The organism is Bradyrhizobium sp. CSA112 (assembly GCF_029051645.1).
In the GTDB taxonomy this organism is placed as follows: Bacteria; Pseudomonadota; Alphaproteobacteria; order Rhizobiales; family Xanthobacteraceae; genus Bradyrhizobium.
In genome coordinates this window covers 62,190-78,868 of record NZ_JAACFS010000036.1, presented here as the reverse complement: position 1 = coordinate 78,868, position 16,679 = coordinate 62,190, and the positions used below count along the sequence as shown (strand labels likewise).

The window sequence follows — 16,679 nt, the reverse complement described above, 5'->3', positions numbered from 1 at the left end:
GCGAGACGGGGTGGGGTGACGGTCCATCCACGCGAACAGTGCCCGAGTGGAGAGATCACCCCACCCCGTCTCGCATTTCGCTACGCTCCATGCGATCCGACCCTCCCCCTCCAGGGGAGGGTAGCCAACCCGCCAAAAAATCCCTTCATTTCCTTGTCATTTCGCCCCTTTGGGGCTAAAAGCCCGCCACGTCCGCAGCCCCCGCACCCCTGGAGGCTTGCTGTAGGGCGCCAACGGGCCGCGATGCGGCCTTTAACTTTTTAGAAAACAAGGACTTAACACGATGGCGACCGTCAAGGAATTGAAGGCGACCGCGCGTCCGCAGAGCGGCAAGGGGGCCGCCCGGGCAGAGCGTCGCGCCGGGAGAGTGCCCGGAGTGATCTACGGCAACAACCAGCCCCCCGTGACCATTTCGGTCGACGACAAGGAACTGCGTCAGCGCATTCTGGCCGGCCGGTTCCTGACCACGCTGTTCGACATCGACCTCGAGGGCAAGAAGCATCGCGTGATTCCGCGCGACTTCCATCTCGATCCGGTGAAGGACTTCCCGCTCCATGTCGACTTCCTGCGGCTCGGCGAAGGCGCCACCATCCGCGTCAGCGTTCCCCTGCACGTCGTGAACGGCGAAACCTCGCCCGGCGTCAAGCGCGGCGGCACCATCAACATCGTCACCCATACCGTCGACCTCGAATGCTCGGTCGACAACATCCCGCAGTACCTCGAAGTCGATGCCGGCGCGCTGGAAATCAGCTACTCGCTGCATCTCTCCGACATCAAGCTCCCGACAGGCGTGAAGGCGCTCTCGCGCGAAGACGCGACGCTGGTGACCATCGTGCCGCCGTCCGGCTACGCCGAAGAACAGAAGGCTGCTGCTGCGGCTGCCGCTGCAGGCACGGCTGCTCCGGCGGCAGGTGCCGCTCCGGCTGCTGCCGCGCCTGCGGCAGGTGCAGCGGCTCCGGCGGCTGGCGCGAAAGCGCCGGCTGGCGGCGACAAGAAGAAGTAAACAGCGGCAGGATGCCGCGTCATGCGCCTGTTTGTCGGTCTCGGTAACCCCGGTTCGAAATACGCGAATAACCGGCACAACATCGGGTTCATGGCCGTCGATGAAATTGCGCGGCGTCACGGTTTCGGACCGTGGCGCCGCCGTTTTCAGGGCGAGACTTCCGAAGGCGCGCTCGGTGGTGAAAAGGTCGTTCTGCTTCGGCCGACCACCTACATGAACGAGTCCGGGCGCGCGGTTCAGGAAGCCGCGAACTTCTTCAAGCTGTCCGCCGGCGAGATCACCGTGTTTCAGGACGAACTCGAACTGCCGGCAGCGAAAGTGCGCGTCAAGATCGGCGGCGGCATTGCCGGCCACAACGGGCTGCGCTCGATCTCCTCGCATATCGGCAATGACTATCGCCGGGTGAGACTCGGAATCGGTCATCCCGGCATCAAGGAACTGGTGCACAGCCACGTGCTGTCGGACTTTGCGAAAAGCGACCGCGCCTGGGTGGAAGCCTTGTGCGCGGCGGTGGCCGAGAATGCCGGACTGCTGGCGACAGGCAAGGATTCGACGTTCCAGAACAAGGTGCATCTGGCGCTGCAGGCGAAGGGAATTTTCGACAAGGACGAGGATGGCGGGCCATAGGCTCACCTCGTCATCGCCGGACTTGATCCGGCGATCCATCCTCTCAAGGAAGATGGATACGCGGGTCAAGCCCGCGTATGACGACCGTAAATCAAATCACGCGCCGCGTTGTAGCGCGAAAGATCGGAAAGCACGATGGGATTCAAATGCGGTATCGTTGGCCTGCCCAATGTCGGCAAGTCAACGCTGTTCAATGCGCTGACCGAGACGGCAGCGGCGCAGGCGGCGAATTATCCGTTCTGCACCATCGAGCCGAATGTTGGCGAGGTTGCGGTGCCTGACCCCAGGCTCGACAAGCTGTCGGCCATCGCCGGATCGGCCCAGATCATTCCGACGCGGCTGACCTTCGTCGATATCGCAGGCCTCGTTCGCGGCGCCTCGAAGGGGGAAGGCCTCGGCAACCAGTTTCTCGCCACTATCCGCGAGGTCGACGCGGTCGCGCATGTGGTGCGGTGTTTCGAAGACTCCGATGTCACGCATGTCGAAGGCAAGATCGCGCCATTGGCCGACATCGAGACCATCGAAACCGAACTGATGCTGGCCGACCTCGACAGCCTGGAAAAGCGCGTCGACAACCTCGCCAAGAAGGCCAAGGGCAACGACAAGGATGCCAAGGAGGCGCTCGATCTCGTCAACCGCGCGCTGGTGCTGCTGCGCGACGGCAAGCCGGCGCGGTTTCTGGAGCGCAAGCCGGAGGAAGAGCGCGCCTTCGGCATGCTCGGCCTCCTGACGTCCAAGCCGGTGCTCTATGTCTGCAACGTCGAGGAAGGCTCGGCCAAGGACGGCAACAGCTTCTCAAAACAGGTGTTCGAGCACGCCAAGAAGGAAGGCGCGGTCGCGGTGGTGATCTCCGCCAAGATCGAATCCGAGATCGCGACCCTGTCACGCGAAGAGCGCGCCGATTTTCTCGAGACGCTCGGTCTCGAAGAGGCCGGCCTCGACCGCCTGATTCGTGCCGGCTACCAACTGCTCGACCTCATCACCTATTTCACCGTGGGCCCGAAGGAGGCCCGCGCCTGGACCATCCACCGCGGCACCAAGGCGCCGGCGGCGGCCGGCGTGATTCATACCGATTTCGAAAAGGGTTTTATCCGGGCCGAGACCATCGCCTATGCCGACTACGTCGCGCTGAACGGCGAAGCCGGCGCCCGCGATGCCGGCAAGCTCCGCCTGGAAGGCAAGGAATATGTCGTCGCCGACGGCGACGTCATGCATTTCAGGTTTAATACGTAATGTCGTAGCCCGGATGGAGCGAAGCGCAATCCGGGGCAACTCTCGTTCCCGGATTTCGCTTCGCTCCATCCGGGCTACGGTTCTTACCGCATCTGCCCCTGATCGCGGATCGCGCCGAGATGCTCGTTGATGCGGAAGACGATCAGGATGAATTCCGCGGCGATGCGCGAAAACACCACGCCGACCACGACACCCGCGATCGAGGACAGCAGCAGGATGAATCCGCCGAACGGGCTGATCGCCATCGCGGCAAGCGCCGAAAAGATCCCGGATAGGCCGAACAGCACGATCAAGCCAATGACAAGCCAGTAGAAAGTCTTGATGATCGTGGGGGTGATGAAGCGGTCCCACTGAAACAGATCCTGAAAATCGAACATCGATGGTTCTCCGGCGAGTCAAAAACCTAGTCCCAGATGGCACAGGGCTAGCCCCGAAAATTGCTTCGGGCAAGTCAGGGCGAGCGCCGGAAGCGGTACTCACCGCTGGCGAGCGAGCCATGCGGGTGGGCGGGTTGAGATTGCCGCAAATAACGGCCACAATCGGGCTTCCTCATAACAATCCTCAATCCATGACAACGCTGACCTTCGAAGACTTCACGCCCGGCCATTTCGGCACGTTCGGACCGCGCCACGTCACGCGCGAGGAGATCCTGGCCTTTGCCGCCGAATATGACCCGCAGCCGATGCATCTGGACGAGGCGGCGGCCAATGCGTCGATGCTCAAGGGGCTGTCCGGTTCGGGCTGGCATCTTGGCTCCCTCATGATGCGGATGCTGTTTGACGGCTTTATCGGCCGCACCGCCTCGCTCGGCTCGCCCGGCGTCAACGAGATGCGCTGGCTGGCGCCGCTGCGCCCGGGCGACGACCTGACGCTGGATGTCGATGTCGCGGAGGCCAGGATTTCGAAGAGCCGTCCCGAAACCGGCATCGTGACCTTCAAGGGTACGATCCGCAACGCGGCCGGCGTGGTGCTGTGCGAGATGGAGTCGCCGATCATCGTGCGCCGGCGCGCCGAGGCGGGAGCGGATTAGCGATGCGTTTCTTCGAGGACATCGAGATCGGCGCGCAGCGCGAATTTGGCTCGTTCACCTTCACCGCCGACGATATCAAGAAGTTTGCCACGCAGTTCGATCCACAGCGTTTTCACCTCGATGAGGAGGCGGGCCGCAAATCCCTGTTCGGGGGACTGGCTGCATCGGGCTGGCATGTCGCCGCGGTCTGCATGAAGCTCCTGGTCGCCGACGGCAAGCGCTTGACGGCGGAGGCTGTCGCGCGCGGTGAGAAGGTCGCGGTGTGGGGACCATCGCCCGGCTTTCGTGAGTTGCGATGGATCAAGCCGGTACTGGCCGGCGACACCATCCGCTTTTCCAACCGGGTCGAAACCAAGCGGACCTCGGAGAAGCGTCCCGAATGGGGTATTCTGCAGGCCCGCAATACCGGCACCAACCAGCGCGGCGAGGTGGTGTACTCGTTCCTCGCGACCGCATTCGTGCCGCGGCGGAATGCGGGTTAATTGTGGTCCGGCGAAGCATGGTTAGCCAATTGTTTCGTTAGTGCTTCGTAATCCACGACTCCACGAAACCGAATTTTTGCTAACGCATTTTGAACTTTCTGCCTGCCAAATGCGTCTCAGGGGAAGTACCGAGGGGATCACCATGGCAGATCGCAGCAGCCTGAAATTCGTCGGCTTTATTTTCGCAACCGTCACGCTGGCGGTGATGTTGACCGCCACAATGGTGGTGAAATCCTATGCCGACGGTGTCTACACGATCGAGAACACGGCGTTCGTCCGCCAGTAGTTGCGGATCGGATAGCCAAGATCGGATAGCCAAGAGCGCTGAAGTTCAGCGGCTCCAGATCAGCGTCATTGCCACGACCGCAAGCGTCAGCAGTCCGACGAAGCGGATCACGAGCGTGCCCATGCTGTGCGACGATTGCCGCAACGGCATTGAATTCATGTTGTCTGGCTGAACGTTTTGCATCGCCGGTGTGTCCCCAAAAAGGTGCCTGCCGCCACGTGACGACATCCGTCCTTGGACGGGACCGTGCTTATAAAGTTCAGATCGAACACTGCCAAACGAAACCGCCGCGCTCCCATACGGAACGCGGCGGAGTGTTAGATTTTTGCAACGATCGAAATTAGCCGTTGCGCAGACCGTCAGCAGCGCGCTTCCACTGCGTGACATTGTCGGCGATCATGCGCGTCGACTTCATCGCGGCCTGGCTGAGCTGCGCATAGCCCGAAATCTCGCGCTGGACGCGCTGGCCTTCGGCATGCAGCAGGTCGCGGAGGCTTTCCAGTTCGGAAATCAGCTTCTCGATTTCCGCCAGCGAGGTGCCGGCGACGCGCTGGATCAGCGAATTGACGTTGTTGACGGTGGCTTCGGCGTTGGCGTCGAGCGGGGCGGTCTCCGCAGCGACCGCCGGCCGGCGCAGATAGGCGATGTCGTTGCGAACGAAGTCGCGGATGCCGGCCTCGACTTCGGATACGGCGGCGAGATCGCTGTCGACCTCCGTGTTTGATTCAACCTGTTCGGAGCGATTGATGGCGTTCATCGGCTATTCCTCTGTTTCGCTTTCAGGCGAGCGCGGACGTCCCCCGCACGACGAAGTGGAGCGGATCCCATCTGTCCTGCCGATTTTGGCCGCATCTGGGCCAATCTGCGGCAATGGTCGATCATTCTCGAACGTTAACCATTTGGGGTCGAAAAAACCCGCCAAATCAGCGGGTTTTCGCCCCTACCAGCTACGCTTGAAGCCGGCGCTGATGCTCTTGTTGGCGGCGCCCGAGGGCGTTTCGCCGATCGATCCGGAGATCGTGACGCCGTCGAACAGCTTCTGCTCGGCGCCGACTTTGCGGAGCCATTTGTCGTCCGATGTCGACAGATGCTGGCCAGCGATCAAGCTGGTGCCGGTATCGGCGATGCTGAGCCTTGCCGACTGATCGGTCTCGTAGCTCCGTTCCGGATGGCTGATGATGCCGGGCACCGGCACGATGCCCTGCTGGATAAGGTTGTAGTCGTTCTTCAGGGTCAGCGAGTATTCCTCGCTAAGCGATAGCGATTTGCTCAAGGAAGTGCCGAGCTTGCTCTGCTCCGATCCGGGGTCGATGCGGGCTTCGACCGCGGTCGTGTCCCAGATCGAGGCGACGCCGGGGGCGGTGATCGCCGCCCAGGCGGTGCCGGACGATTGCGGCAGGCTGCCGCCATTGGCGAGTTTTTCCGAGAGCAGTTCGGACGTCGTCGCCGCGCCTTGCCTTGCGACCGTCATGTCGGCGCCGACGCGCGCATCCCAGAACGGCGTGATCGATTGCTTGACCGACACAGCGGAGGTGCCGTTGGTCCTTTCATCGGCGGACCACGAGGCGTCCACGCTGCCAACGCCTTTCGATGCAGCGCCGCCCTTCGGCGTCTGAAAGATCAGGGTTGATGCATCGACATTGAGCTGGCTCCAGTCGAGCTTGCTGACGTCGATGTCCTTCATGATGTCGGCGTCGTTGACGCTGGGAGCCGCCGCGGCTTCTTCTGCCGCGGGCTCGTCCTGATCGTCGTCCGCCGGCGGCGTCTGTGCCGTTGCCGCCAGCATCGAAGCCAAGCTTATGCCGGCCACCAGCAATGGCAGCCGCGCCCAGCCAAATCGTGTTTTGGGAATCATTGCCCGCCCGCATTCCAAGTGCCGCCAAGAATGCGTTCGCTCTGTTGCGAAATTATGGCGGGTATCCCGCAATGACCGCATCAGCGCAGCGGTTACACCGCCATCCGCGGCAGGTGGATCGGATAGCCCACGGTCTGCTCGACCAGATCGAAGGTGTCGACCAGCACGCGGAAGTTGGTCAGGCGGCCGGCCTTGAACTGCGCGAAATGGGCGATCCGCAGGCTGATCGGCTTGTTCGAATCCAGCGCCGTCAGTGAATAGCGCATCATCGAAGAAGCCGAATCCACTCCCAGCATGATCGATTCGCGGTCGAAGCGGTGGACACGGAAATTGTCCGCGATCTGCCTGACCACCTCGATCACCGCCGCCTTGCCGCGGCGCGAGCCGAAGAATGGATACATGTCGATCGGTCCATAGATCGCCCAGTCGACGTCCTCGTCGAGCAGGGCTTCGAGATCGGTGGGCTGGCGTTCATTGATCGCGCGATGCAACGCGCGCGAAAAACGCCAGAGACTATGCTCTGTCATTCTGCTGTGGTCCTTGAAGCTGGAATTTAGAGCGGCAATCGCGCCCCATCGGCGTCTTCATCGACGCCGGGCCGACATGCCCAACTTAACCGTTGCAGCCAGAAATAGAGTAGTTCGGCCAAAACACAATTGCCGTTTTTGCATTGCACAAATGCGGCGATTCCGCCCTGATTTAGCGGTCGTGGCGGCGCACCGGCTCGCGCTCGATGGCGATCTCGGCGTCGCGAATGGCGATGATGGCGAACAGCAAGGCGCCGCCGATGCCGCCGATCGCAGCGCCCAGCGGCATGAAGGTGAAGAACACCAGCATCCCACTATAGCCTTCAAAACTCGTGGTTTTGAAGATTTCCACCCAGGCGAGGCCGGCCCCGATGCCCAGTGCCGCGCCTCCCAGCGTCCCCAACGCCAAACCAAGCAAAGCCAGCAATGCGATCTTCATATGTACTTCTTGTCCGGAAAACACCTTGTGGTGTGTCACGGACAGCGCGATCAGGTTCAAATATCCCGCGGTCATTCCGGGGCGCACGAAGTGCGAACCCGGAATCTCGAGATTCCGGGTTCGATGCTTTGCATCGCCCCGGAATGACGGAGTGCGTAGACGCTAGATCGGGTCCGGCCTCCGGCCGGTCAGAATCGCGGCGACGTCGCGTTCGAGCAGTTGCTGGACCAGATCGAAGGTATCGATGATTTCCCTGATATGGCTGATCTTGCCGTCGCGCAGCGTGTAGAAGCCGGCGATGTCGAACTGCACCATGCGCTGATTGATGCTCTTGCGGAAGAACACGCGGATAAACGCGGCCGCCTTGTTGTCGTCGGCGACCAGGATCGGCACCTCGCAGCGCAGCTCGGAATAGCGGGCGCGGACCGCATCCCACATCTCGCGCAGCTCGGCCTTGCCGCGGCGGTGGCCCATATGCGGCAGGATGTCGATCGGGGCGTTGGCGAGGGATTCGACGTCGTCGGTGCAACGCTCCAGCGCGGCTTCGACGTCGCCGGAATACAGCACGTTGAGGAAATCCAGCACGCGCTGGCGGTTTGATCCCTCGGTCATTCGCCCACCTTACCCTGTGTTCGATCGGCTCTTGTGGCCGCACCCATTGTGAAGGGAACGGCAGAAGTATCAGCCAACGGAACTAAAGTATCTGTCGCGATGGTTTCGAAATGGTTCACTGCTACGAGCCGTGCGGAAGGAAGGCGCGCCGGGGCGGTATCTTTCCGAACGCCGCTTCCGGTGGGGCCGTCCTTTTGTTCGAAGATCACCGAGCCGCCGAAATCGGTGGTATGGGTTTTTTGCGGCCGACGACAATGCATGCGCCGTTGCATGCAGCCGCTCCCGGGAACGATCTCGCCGCCGCCGGCGTTGCTTCGGTTGATAACGGAGACCATGATGACGAAATCCGTACCGCCGGTGCCGCAGGGCAACCAGAGCCACAAGGGCCCCGGCAGCGCGCCAAACGTTCCCCTCGACACCACCAAGGGCCATCGCCACGACGAGAAGAACAACATCCGCGAACAGGCCGAACACGGCAACATGACGCAGAACACCAGCAACCGCCGGTCAGGGTGAGGGCGGTGTTGCTGCATTCTCCCTGTCGTCCCTGCGAACGCAGGGACCCATAACCACCGGCGGAGATTTTGCGAAGGGCGTCTGCCACACTGCCTTATCGAGAGATCACGCGGTATGGGTCCCTGCGTTCGCAGGGACGACCACGAGTGTGCCGCGCGCACCTTTTTGAATTTCAAAAAGCCCCGCGTATTCTCTCCGCCGTCATTGCGAGAAGCGAAGCGACGAAGCAATCCATGCCGCTCCGAACGCGAGGAGAAGTGGATTGCTTCGCTTCGCTCGCAATGACGGCGGCAATTCACGCACACCAAAACCTCCCGCGGCGCCACGCGCTCCCATGCTTGAGGAAGCGTGAGGTCGTTGAGCGTCCTTGTATTGTAGCGTATGAGCTACAAGCTTGGAGGACTGAAATGGCGAAAGCAAAACCGTTTGATGCAGCCGATTATCTCGACAGTCCCGAGATGGTCGCAGCTTACCTCAACGAAGCTTTCAAATCCGAGGACGCATCTGCAATTGCCGTCGCCATCGGCACGGTCGCTCGCTCGCGGGGAATGGGCGCTGTGGCAGAAAAAGCCGGACTCTCGCGTGAAAACTTGTACCGCCCGCTGGGCGGCGAAGCGAAGCCGGAATTCGGCACCGTCATCAAGGTGCTTCACGCGCTCGGCATCGATCTGGTTGCCCAACCTCAGGGATCGAAGGCGGCGTAGCGAGCCGCGCGAGAGTGGGCCTTTCCCTGTCCGTCGGCTCAGATTCTAATTCTTCAAGAACAGCTCGAGCCGCTGTTGTTCGACGTCCGCCTGTTTTTCGCGGAAAAGCTTTCGCAGTGGCGCGCACAGCCAATCTTCGTACGCATCCTAATCTCCAAGATAAGAGTTCCCCCACGGCCGCTTGGGGTTGCGAGAGGCAATCCTAGCCTTTCGTTTCATGCGCGGCTTGTTCTCACGAGTTGCAGTCAGGGAACCGGCGTTGCTGTCCTGCGGTTTGCGCCCAGACAATGCCATGAATCTGAACAAGCCTGTCGCAGCTTCGCGCATCACGCAAAGCGATCCAAATCGATTTGCTCGAACCCAGGGGTGGGACATGAAGTATGCGACAGGATTCCTTGTGGCAATTTTGCTGATCCTAAATGTGTCAGAGGCAAGTTCTGCAGTTCGCATCACGAATGATCGAGGCGGTCTGATCGGGACTTACATCGTTAAATATGAGCGCCTGGCTTCATCGGGCCAATCCGTCATCATCGACGGTCTCTGTGCCTCGGCGTGCACCATGGTTCTCAGTGCGCTTCCTCACGACAAAATCTGCGTAACGTCGCGCGCGACGCTCGGCTTCCATGCGGCCTGGAATTACGGCGACAATGGTCGCGCCTTCACTGATCCCGAAGCAACCTTGATGATGTACTCGACCTATCCGACGCGCGTACGCCGCTGGATCGCCCGCAGGGGTGGTCTCACTCCTCACACTATCTTTCTGAGGGGAAAGCCGCTGCAGGAGATGTATCGACCCTGCTGATCAGACACGCGAGCATCACGTGTAAGCAGAAATCCTTCCCTGCATGTAGTGTCACGATGCAGTCGTTACCGGAATGGCGGCCTCCGGCGACCGTGGAACGACGGATTCCTTGCTCACCTCCTTGATGCGCGTCGGCATTCGTCATTGAGGAGCGAGCGACAACGCAATCCATAGCTCCGAGCGTTCGGAAGCATGGATTGCTTCGCTGCGATCGCAATGACGGCTGTGAAAGCATCTACCTCTTCTTCCACCCCCCGCGATGCCCCGGCGCGCCGCCGCTTGATCGCGGCGCTGGCCCGAACTCCGGGCCGGATTGGCGGGAGTCGGTCGGCTGAAAGATTTTGCTGCCGCCACTGATCTCCGGCTTGCGCGATTTGGCGCCGGCGGGGCGGTAGGGCAGGGATTCCGGGCCGTGCATTTCATCGAGGTGGGGTTTGTGCACTTTGGAGGTGGAGGGACCGCCGCTGCGGCTCACCCCACCCCGACCGCCTGCGGCGGTCGACCCTCCCCCTCCAAGGGAGGGTGAAGATGCGCCGCCGCTGCGGCTCGCTTTGAGGGCCGAAGAGACGCCCTTTTTCTTCATGGCGCTGACTGGCAAGTTCGCAGCCTCGCCATACTTCTTCGTCCCCGCATAGGCGCCGGCCCTGCCTTGCACGGCGCGCTGCTTTGCCGTCGGGTCGTCGACGACAGCCATCTCCGTCGCGCGGAGGCGTTTGACTTCGTCGCGGAGTCTTGCGGCTTCCTCGAAGTTCAGATCGGCGGCGGCTTCGCGCATTCTTGTTTCGAGGTCGGACAATACGGCCTCGAAATTGTGGCCGATGGAGATGACGTCGTCGGCCATGCCGCCGTCGCCGATCTCGACCAGCACGTGGTCGCGCTCGTAGACGCTGTTCATGATGTCGCCGATGGACTTCTTCACGCTCTCCGGCGTGATGCCGTTGGCGGTGTTGTATTCGACCTGCTTCTCGCGGCGGCGGTTGGTTTCGGCGATGGCGCGCTCCATCGAGCCGGTCATCTGGTCGGCGTAGAGGATCACCTTGCCATCGACGTTGCGCGCGGCGCGGCCGATGGTCTGGATCAGCGAGGTCTCGCTGCGCAAAAAGCCTTCCTTGTCGGCGTCGAGGATCGCGACCAGCGCGCATTCGGGAATGTCGAGGCCTTCACGCAGCAAATTGATGCCGACCAGCGCGTCGAACGCGCCGAGGCGCAAGTCCCGGATGATCTCGATGCGCTCGATGGTGTCGATGTCAGAGTGCATGTAGCGCACGCGAATGCCCTGCTCGTGCAAATATTCGGTAAGGTCTTCCGCCATGCGTTTTGTGAGCACCGTGATCAACGAGCGGTATCCGGCCGCAGCGGTGACGCGGACTTCGCCAACGAGATCGTCGACCTGCGTGCGCGCGGGGCGAATATCTACGGGAGGATCAATAAGTCCGGTCGGGCGGATCACCTGCTCGACGAACACGCCGCCGCTTTCGTTCAGCTCCCAGCCGCTCGGCGTCGCCGACACCGCGACCGTCTGCGGGCGCATCATGTCCCATTCCTCGAACCGCAGCGGACGGTTGTCCATGCAGGAGGGCAGGCGGAAACCGTATTCGGCGAGCGTCGCCTTGCGCCGGAAGTCGCCTTTGAACATGGCGCCGATCTGCGGCACGGAGACGTGGCTTTCGTCAGCGAACACCAGCGCGTTGTCGGGGACGTATTCGAACAGCGTCGGCGGCGGCTCGCCGGGGCGACGTCCCGTGAGATAGCGCGAATAGTTTTCGATGCCGGCGCAGCTTCCCGTCGCCTCCATCATTTCGAGGTCGAAGGTGGTGCGCTGCTCCAGCCGCTGCGCTTCCAGAAGACGGCCATGGTTGTTGAGTTCGTCGAGCCGCAGCTTCAATTCTGATTTGATCGACTTGATCGCCTGTACCAGGGTCGGGCGCGGCGTCACATAGTGCGAGTTGGCGTAGATCTTGATGAATTCGAGGTCGTCCTGCTTGTGGCCGGTGAGCGGATCGAACTCCTCGATGTTTTCCACGGTGTCGCCGAACAGGTTCACGCGCCAAGCGCGGTCCTCATAGTGCGCCGGGAAGATGTCGATGACGTCGCCGCGAACGCGAAAGGTGCCGCGGGTGAAATCGGCCTGCGTGCGCTTGTATTGCAGCGCCACGAGGTCGGCGATCAACTGCCGCTGGTCGATGCGCTCGCCCTTCTTCAGCGCAAAGGTCATCGCGGTGTAGGTCTCGACCGAGCCGATACCGTAGATGCAGGACACCGAAGCTACGATGATGACGTCGTCGCGCTCCAGCAGCGCGCGCGTTGCCGAGTGGCGCATGCGGTCGATCTGCTCGTTGATGGAAGAGTCTTTTTCGATATAGGTGTCGGTGCGCGGGACGTAGGCTTCGGGCTGATAGTAGTCGTAGTACGAGACGAAATATTCCACCGCATTGTCGGGGAAGAAATTCTTGAACTCGCCATAGAGCTGCGCGGCCAGTGTCTTGTTCGGCGCAAGGATGAGAGCAGGGCGCTGCGTCGCCTCGATCACCTTGGCCATGGTGTAGGTCTTGCCCGAGCCGGTGACGCCGAGCAGGACTTGCGTGCGGTCGTTGCGGTTGATGCCCTCGACCAGTTCGGCGATCGCGGTCGGCTGGTCGCCCTTCGGCTCGTATTCGGACTTGATGACGAAGCGCACGCCGCCTTCGGATTTTTCGGGGCGTGGCGGCCGGTGCGGGGTCCAGACTTTCAACGCGCCGTCATTGCCGCGAAATTCGGGGCGGCCGTCGCGGATCAGGCTTTCCAGCGCTTCAGCGGTCGCCTTGACGCCGAGCGCTTCCATCTTGTTGCGCGGCGGGCGGGCGAGAGCTTCGTCGTCGTCTTCCGCGGTGGGCAGGCCGAGCTGGCGCGCGATTTCAGGGTCGAGCGTCGGGATGGTGGCTGCCGTGCCGTAGTTGGCCTGGGGGGCTTCGTCGAGTTCGTGCCGTGCGGCGAGACCGCCGCCCTGGCCATCCCCCGCAAGCGGGAGAGGGGACGCCGGTGGCGCATTCACCGATTCATTCTGGCCGATTGCACCCGGCGCTAGCCGTCTGCAGCCCTCTCCCGCTTGCGGGGTCCGAGGCGAGCGAAGCTCGCTCTCGAGGTTGGGTGGGGGCGAGCCACGCGACGAACTGCCAGACGTATCGCGCCTTGCCACATCGCCACTCGTTCCCTTCGTCGACGCGCGCGCGCGATGCGCAGCCGCCTCGCCGCCGGCGCGGCGGTCCCAGGAATTGTCCGGCGGCGGCTGCAGGCCGGTGCCCGAGCCCATGCCGGCATCGCCGCGGTTGAGCGCGGGATTGAGCAGCTCGGCCAGCGCCGGCCCGATCGGCTGCACGTCGGGCCGATGCGCCTTGGATTTAGGGGATTTGCCGGGCTTTTTGGGGGTGTCAGGTTTCTTCGCCATCCGCCGAATATGGGATGAGTCAGGCAGCGAGAAAAGGGCAAACGGCCTTGCGCGCGATGCTGCGCGTCGTCATGTCAGCAGGTGTCAGCAGGTCGATTCGGAACCGCCGCGCCCTACGCTGTCAGCGGGGCGTCGAGGAATTGACGATCTCCAGGTGGATTCCGCCGCAGCGCGTGCAGCGCATGGTCCAGTACTCGGCGCCGGCACGCCCGGGAATGATACGCAGCACCGCGAGCGAGGCGCTGCAATCCGGACAGTTCGAGAGCGCTGGCGTCGCCTGCAGGGTCTGTTCGGGAAGGGGCAAGGAGATTCGGCCGGTCTGCGCGCGGCCGGTCGCGCTTACGGATTCGCGAACCGCGGCTTGAAACGGTCGATATGGGCTTTCGCGTCCGCAATCGCCGCTTCCGGATTCGACCACGCGAAACCGACTTCGAGCGTCGGGAACGCCATGCCATCGATCACCACCGGCTCCTGGTCGGCCCGTTGAATCCTGGCGTGCCATAGCCCTCTCCCTGCTTCGAACGACTGAATTTCAAAGCCGCCATAGATCATGGCTTGTCCCCCGGAGTTGCCCACGCGACGAAAGCACGGCTGGGGGAAGGCAAATGTGAACGGCTTCACATGTGATGGATTTTTTCGGCAAAAAGGCCGTCATCGCCCGCGAAGGCGGGCGATCCAGTATTCCAGAGGCGGCGGTGATCGAATCGAGACGCCGCGGCGTACTGGATACCCCGCCTGCGCGGGGTATGACGACCGTGAGCGGAAGACGGTCGAGAATCACCGCCGCGCGCGAATGTGATCGGCAAGCACCGCGGCATCGTCGCCGACGCCGGACAGGAAGGACGAGTTCATTTTCGACAGCCATTGCAGGCCGAGGAAATACAGTCCCGGCACTTCCGAGATGCCGTTGTGGTGAATCGCGTCGCCCTTGTCGTCCGTGACCGGGAGATCGATCCAGCCGAAATCGACGCCGTAGCCGGTGGCCCAGATCACCGCGGAGATGTCCTCGGCGGCGAGGTCGAGGCGCGTAAGCGGCGCGGTGACGCAAGGCGGGTCGGAAAGTGTCGTGCGGGCGTCGGGATCCTGCGGCTGTTCCAAGCCTCGGCGCTTCACATACTCGTCCACCGTATTGAGGAAGGTTTGGTAGACGAGGTCGCCGTCGACAAGGCTTTCGGCAAGGCCGGGGGCAATTTCGATCACGCCATCTTGCGCCGCCTCGATGCGTCCCACGAGGATCATGCCGTCGGCGGCGAAGTCGCGGAAGTCGATGGTACGCCCGCCATAGGCCCCCGAAATGACGGGGCCCAGTCGCGCCGATCCCCGCTCCTCCGGCGTCATCTGATCGAGGCGCATGTCGGCGAGCCACCAGATCAGGTCGCGGCCCCGGTAGCGTCGCGGCAGGCGGCGATGCCGTCCGACCGAGAGATAGACGCGGCGGCCGGCGCGCAGCAATTCCTCGGCAATCTGCGCGCCCGACGCGCCTGCGCCGGCCACCAGCACCGCGCCCGGCGGAAGCTGCTCGGGATTCTTGTAGCTGCTGGCATGGACCTGGAATACGGGATGATCGCGCAACAGGTCCGGCACGAGGCCGCGCTGATAGGGACCGGTGGCGACGACGACATTGTCGGCCGCGATCGTCCCATTGTCGGTCTCGGCGATGAAACCCGCGCCGTCGCGCCGAGAGAGCCGGGTCACCGCGACGCCGCAGCGGATCGGCGGCGCGACGAAATCGGCATAGGCTTCGATGTATCTGATGATGGCGTTGGTGTCTGAAAATGCATCCGGATCGCTGTGCGGAAACGGAAAGTCCGGCAGCCGCACCGACCAGTTCGGAAACTGGAATTTCAGGCCGTTCCAGCGTTCGCTGCGCCAGCGTTCGGCGATGCGGTGGCGCTCGAGCACCAGATGCGGCAGCCCACGCTGCTTCAGCCGGTGGCTCATCACAAGGCCGGCCTGGCCGCCGCCGATCACCAATGTTTCGATTTTCTCATCCGGCATGGCGGAGCCCCTTGCGACGCGTGGCGGGCTCTGCCGCAGCGCGGACAATCCAGCGCCGGAACGCGGCGAAATCGCGTTGGGCGGTGCTGAAGCCGCGATAGACCAGATACCAGCGCATGCCTTTCGGTACGCTTAACGCAAACGGCGCGACCAGCCGGCCGGCGGCAAGATCGTCGTCGATATAGGGGCGGATGCCCATCGCGATGCCGAGTCCGTCGATGGCCGCCTGCAGCGCCTGGCCGTAAAATTCGAATTCCGGCCCGCGAGCGGTGATGCGGGCCGTGCCGGCGGCCTCGAGCCATGACGGCCAGTCGTCCGGCGAATGCGCAACCCGCAGCAAAGTCGGCCCTTTCAGGTCGCCGGGACGTTTGAGCGCGCCCGCAAGGCGCGGCGTGCACACCGGCAGCAGATCGGCGGCGAATAGCGGCTCGGCGATCAGGCCGGGCCATTCGCCGTCGCCGAGCTTGATCCCGCAGCTCCAGTCCTCGCCGAACGGCACCGCGGCGCCGCCGGTGGTGATGCGGACGTCGATGTCGGGCTCCTGCTTGCGGAAATCCGCCAGCCGCGGGATCAGCCATTTCATCGCAAAGGTGGGACCTACGCCGATGGTCAGCACGCGCACGCTGGATGGCGCCGTCACCTGCGCGGTCAGGCTCGCCAGCGCGTCGAAGATCGGGGTCAGCCCGCTCTGGTAGGCGCGACCGGCCGCCGTGGTGACGAGGCGGTTGGCCTTGCGCTCGAACAGCGCAACCCCCAGCCGCTCCTCCAACAGGTGCACCATCCGGCTGACCGCGGCCGCCGAAACGTTGAGCTCGGCGCCAGCCGCCGCAAAGCTGCCGCTCCTTGCCGCGGCCTCGAACGCCTTGATGCCATTGAGAAAGAGCAGCCGTCGCACTTAACCCTCAGGAAAACTGATGCCAGGGCAAGATAACTCAGTTTGCACGCGCGTCACAAGCTGAGGCACAAGAATAGCTGTGGTAGCTTTGGTTGAAGCGGTGCAGCTCCTTTCAACCTCGCCCCGCTCTTCGCGGGGAGAGGTCGGCGCGTAGCGCCGGGTGAGGGGCTCTCTCCGCGAGTCCGACCGTGAGCGAGTTGCCGAAACAACCCCTCACCCCGACCCTCTCCCCGCGAAGGGCGGGGA

The 16,679-nt window shown here is 62.8% G+C and carries 22 protein-coding genes; 9 read left to right on the top strand and 13 right to left on the bottom strand.

The window, feature by feature from the left end; all coding sequences use genetic code 11:
• The first annotated feature begins 283 nt into the window (after positions 1-283).
• The 3 genes from GWE18_RS34815 (at position 284) to ychF (ending at position 2,863) form a co-directional block, all read left to right on the top strand.
• On the top strand, positions 284-1,003 hold the full coding sequence (locus tag GWE18_RS34815; RefSeq protein WP_275190194.1) for a 50S ribosomal protein L25/general stress protein Ctc: 720 nt from the start codon (positions 284-286) through the stop codon (positions 1,001-1,003).
• A gap of 21 nt (positions 1,004-1,024) precedes the next feature.
• Entirely contained in the window at positions 1,025-1,630 is a 606-nt protein-coding gene (gene pth / locus GWE18_RS34810) for an aminoacyl-tRNA hydrolase (RefSeq protein ID WP_275190193.1), read from the top strand.
• A gap of 135 nt (positions 1,631-1,765) precedes the next feature.
• A complete protein-coding gene (ychF, locus tag GWE18_RS34805) occupies positions 1,766-2,863 on the top strand; it encodes a redox-regulated ATPase YchF (protein ID WP_275190192.1) in 1,098 nt (365 codons plus the stop codon).
• 83 nt (positions 2,864-2,946) lie between these two features.
• Here ychF and GWE18_RS34800 read toward each other — a convergent pair whose 3' ends face one another.
• Positions 2,947-3,240 (bottom strand): DUF4282 domain-containing protein, encoded by a 294-nt coding sequence (locus GWE18_RS34800; protein WP_275190191.1) that lies wholly within the window; start codon positions 3,238-3,240, stop codon positions 2,947-2,949.
• Between the two features lie 191 nt (positions 3,241-3,431).
• Between GWE18_RS34800 and GWE18_RS34795 the strand changes: the two genes are divergently transcribed.
• From GWE18_RS34795 to GWE18_RS34785, 3 genes are all read left to right on the top strand, one after another.
• Positions 3,432-3,893 (top strand): MaoC family dehydratase, encoded by a 462-nt coding sequence (locus GWE18_RS34795; protein ID WP_275190190.1) that lies wholly within the window; start codon positions 3,432-3,434, stop codon positions 3,891-3,893.
• Positions 3,894-3,895: 2 nt separating this feature from the next.
• Positions 3,896-4,375, top strand: a complete 480-nt coding sequence (locus GWE18_RS34790) for a MaoC family dehydratase (protein ID WP_275190189.1) — start codon at positions 3,896-3,898, stop codon at positions 4,373-4,375.
• 142 nt (positions 4,376-4,517) lie between these two features.
• A complete protein-coding gene (locus GWE18_RS34785) occupies positions 4,518-4,661 on the top strand; it encodes a hypothetical protein (RefSeq protein ID WP_275190188.1) in 144 nt (47 codons plus the stop codon).
• A gap of 45 nt (positions 4,662-4,706) precedes the next feature.
• Here the strand turns inward: GWE18_RS34785 and GWE18_RS34780 are convergent, their stop codons facing one another.
• The 7 genes from GWE18_RS34780 to GWE18_RS34750 all read right to left on the bottom strand — a co-directional run bounded on the left by GWE18_RS34780 (position 4,707) and on the right by GWE18_RS34750 (position 8,429).
• Entirely contained in the window at positions 4,707-4,844 is a 138-nt protein-coding gene (locus GWE18_RS34780; RefSeq protein ID WP_275190187.1) for a hypothetical protein, read from the bottom strand.
• A gap of 157 nt (positions 4,845-5,001) precedes the next feature.
• The gene (locus GWE18_RS34775; RefSeq protein ID WP_275190186.1) at positions 5,002-5,418 is read right to left on the bottom strand and encodes a hypothetical protein; all 417 of its coding nucleotides are present in this window, start codon (positions 5,416-5,418) and stop codon (positions 5,002-5,004) included.
• 183 nt (positions 5,419-5,601) lie between these two features.
• Entirely contained in the window at positions 5,602-6,516 is a 915-nt protein-coding gene (locus GWE18_RS34770) for a hypothetical protein (protein ID WP_275190185.1), read from the bottom strand.
• Positions 6,517-6,608: 92 nt separating this feature from the next.
• Entirely contained in the window at positions 6,609-7,043 is a 435-nt protein-coding gene (locus GWE18_RS34765; RefSeq protein ID WP_275190184.1) for a nuclear transport factor 2 family protein, read from the bottom strand.
• A 172-nt stretch (positions 7,044-7,215) separates the two neighbouring features.
• A complete protein-coding gene (locus GWE18_RS34760) occupies positions 7,216-7,482 on the bottom strand; it encodes a hypothetical protein (protein WP_275190198.1) in 267 nt (88 codons plus the stop codon).
• A gap of 162 nt (positions 7,483-7,644) precedes the next feature.
• Complete coding sequence (locus tag GWE18_RS34755; protein WP_275190183.1) at positions 7,645-8,094, bottom strand: nuclear transport factor 2 family protein; 450 nt, start codon at positions 8,092-8,094, stop codon at positions 7,645-7,647.
• A complete protein-coding gene (locus GWE18_RS34750) occupies positions 8,091-8,429 on the bottom strand; it encodes a hypothetical protein (RefSeq protein WP_275190182.1) in 339 nt (112 codons plus the stop codon). Before GWE18_RS34750 ends, GWE18_RS34755 begins: the two co-directional genes overlap by 4 nt.
• Before the next feature lies 1 nt (position 8,430).
• Between GWE18_RS34750 and GWE18_RS34745 the strand changes: the two genes are divergently transcribed.
• The 3 genes from GWE18_RS34745 (at position 8,431) to GWE18_RS34735 (ending at position 10,116) form a co-directional block, all read left to right on the top strand.
• The gene (locus GWE18_RS34745; RefSeq protein ID WP_275190181.1) at positions 8,431-8,610 is read left to right on the top strand and encodes a hypothetical protein; all 180 of its coding nucleotides are present in this window, start codon (positions 8,431-8,433) and stop codon (positions 8,608-8,610) included.
• A 407-nt stretch (positions 8,611-9,017) separates the two neighbouring features.
• Positions 9,018-9,314 carry an addiction module antidote protein gene (locus GWE18_RS34740; RefSeq protein ID WP_275190180.1) on the top strand — a complete coding sequence of 99 codons (297 nt, stop codon included), beginning with the start codon at positions 9,018-9,020 and terminating at the stop codon, positions 9,312-9,314.
• 373 nt (positions 9,315-9,687) lie between these two features.
• Positions 9,688-10,116 carry a hypothetical protein gene (locus GWE18_RS34735; RefSeq protein WP_275190197.1) on the top strand — a complete coding sequence of 143 codons (429 nt, stop codon included), beginning with the start codon at positions 9,688-9,690 and terminating at the stop codon, positions 10,114-10,116.
• Positions 10,117-10,351: 235 nt separating this feature from the next.
• Here the strand turns inward: GWE18_RS34735 and uvrB are convergent, their stop codons facing one another.
• From uvrB to GWE18_RS34710, 5 genes are all read right to left on the bottom strand, one after another.
• Positions 10,352-13,540, bottom strand: coding sequence for an excinuclease ABC subunit UvrB (uvrB, locus tag GWE18_RS34730; protein ID WP_275190179.1), 3,189 nt, complete (start codon positions 13,538-13,540; stop codon positions 10,352-10,354).
• Positions 13,541-13,661: 121 nt separating this feature from the next.
• Positions 13,662-13,844 carry a hypothetical protein gene (locus tag GWE18_RS34725; RefSeq protein ID WP_275190178.1) on the bottom strand — a complete coding sequence of 61 codons (183 nt, stop codon included), beginning with the start codon at positions 13,842-13,844 and terminating at the stop codon, positions 13,662-13,664.
• 35 nt (positions 13,845-13,879) lie between these two features.
• Positions 13,880-14,092, bottom strand: a complete 213-nt coding sequence (locus GWE18_RS34720; RefSeq protein ID WP_057853134.1) for a hypothetical protein — start codon at positions 14,090-14,092, stop codon at positions 13,880-13,882.
• Between the two features lie 225 nt (positions 14,093-14,317).
• Positions 14,318-15,538: an NAD(P)/FAD-dependent oxidoreductase gene (locus GWE18_RS34715; RefSeq protein ID WP_275190177.1), complete on the bottom strand. Its 1,221-nt coding sequence runs from the start codon at positions 15,536-15,538 to the stop codon at positions 14,318-14,320.
• Positions 15,528-16,433, bottom strand: coding sequence for a LysR substrate-binding domain-containing protein (locus GWE18_RS34710; RefSeq protein ID WP_275190176.1), 906 nt, complete (start codon positions 16,431-16,433; stop codon positions 15,528-15,530). The genes GWE18_RS34715 and GWE18_RS34710 overlap by 11 nt, the downstream gene beginning before the upstream one ends.
• Positions 16,434-16,679: the final 246 nt, after the last annotated feature.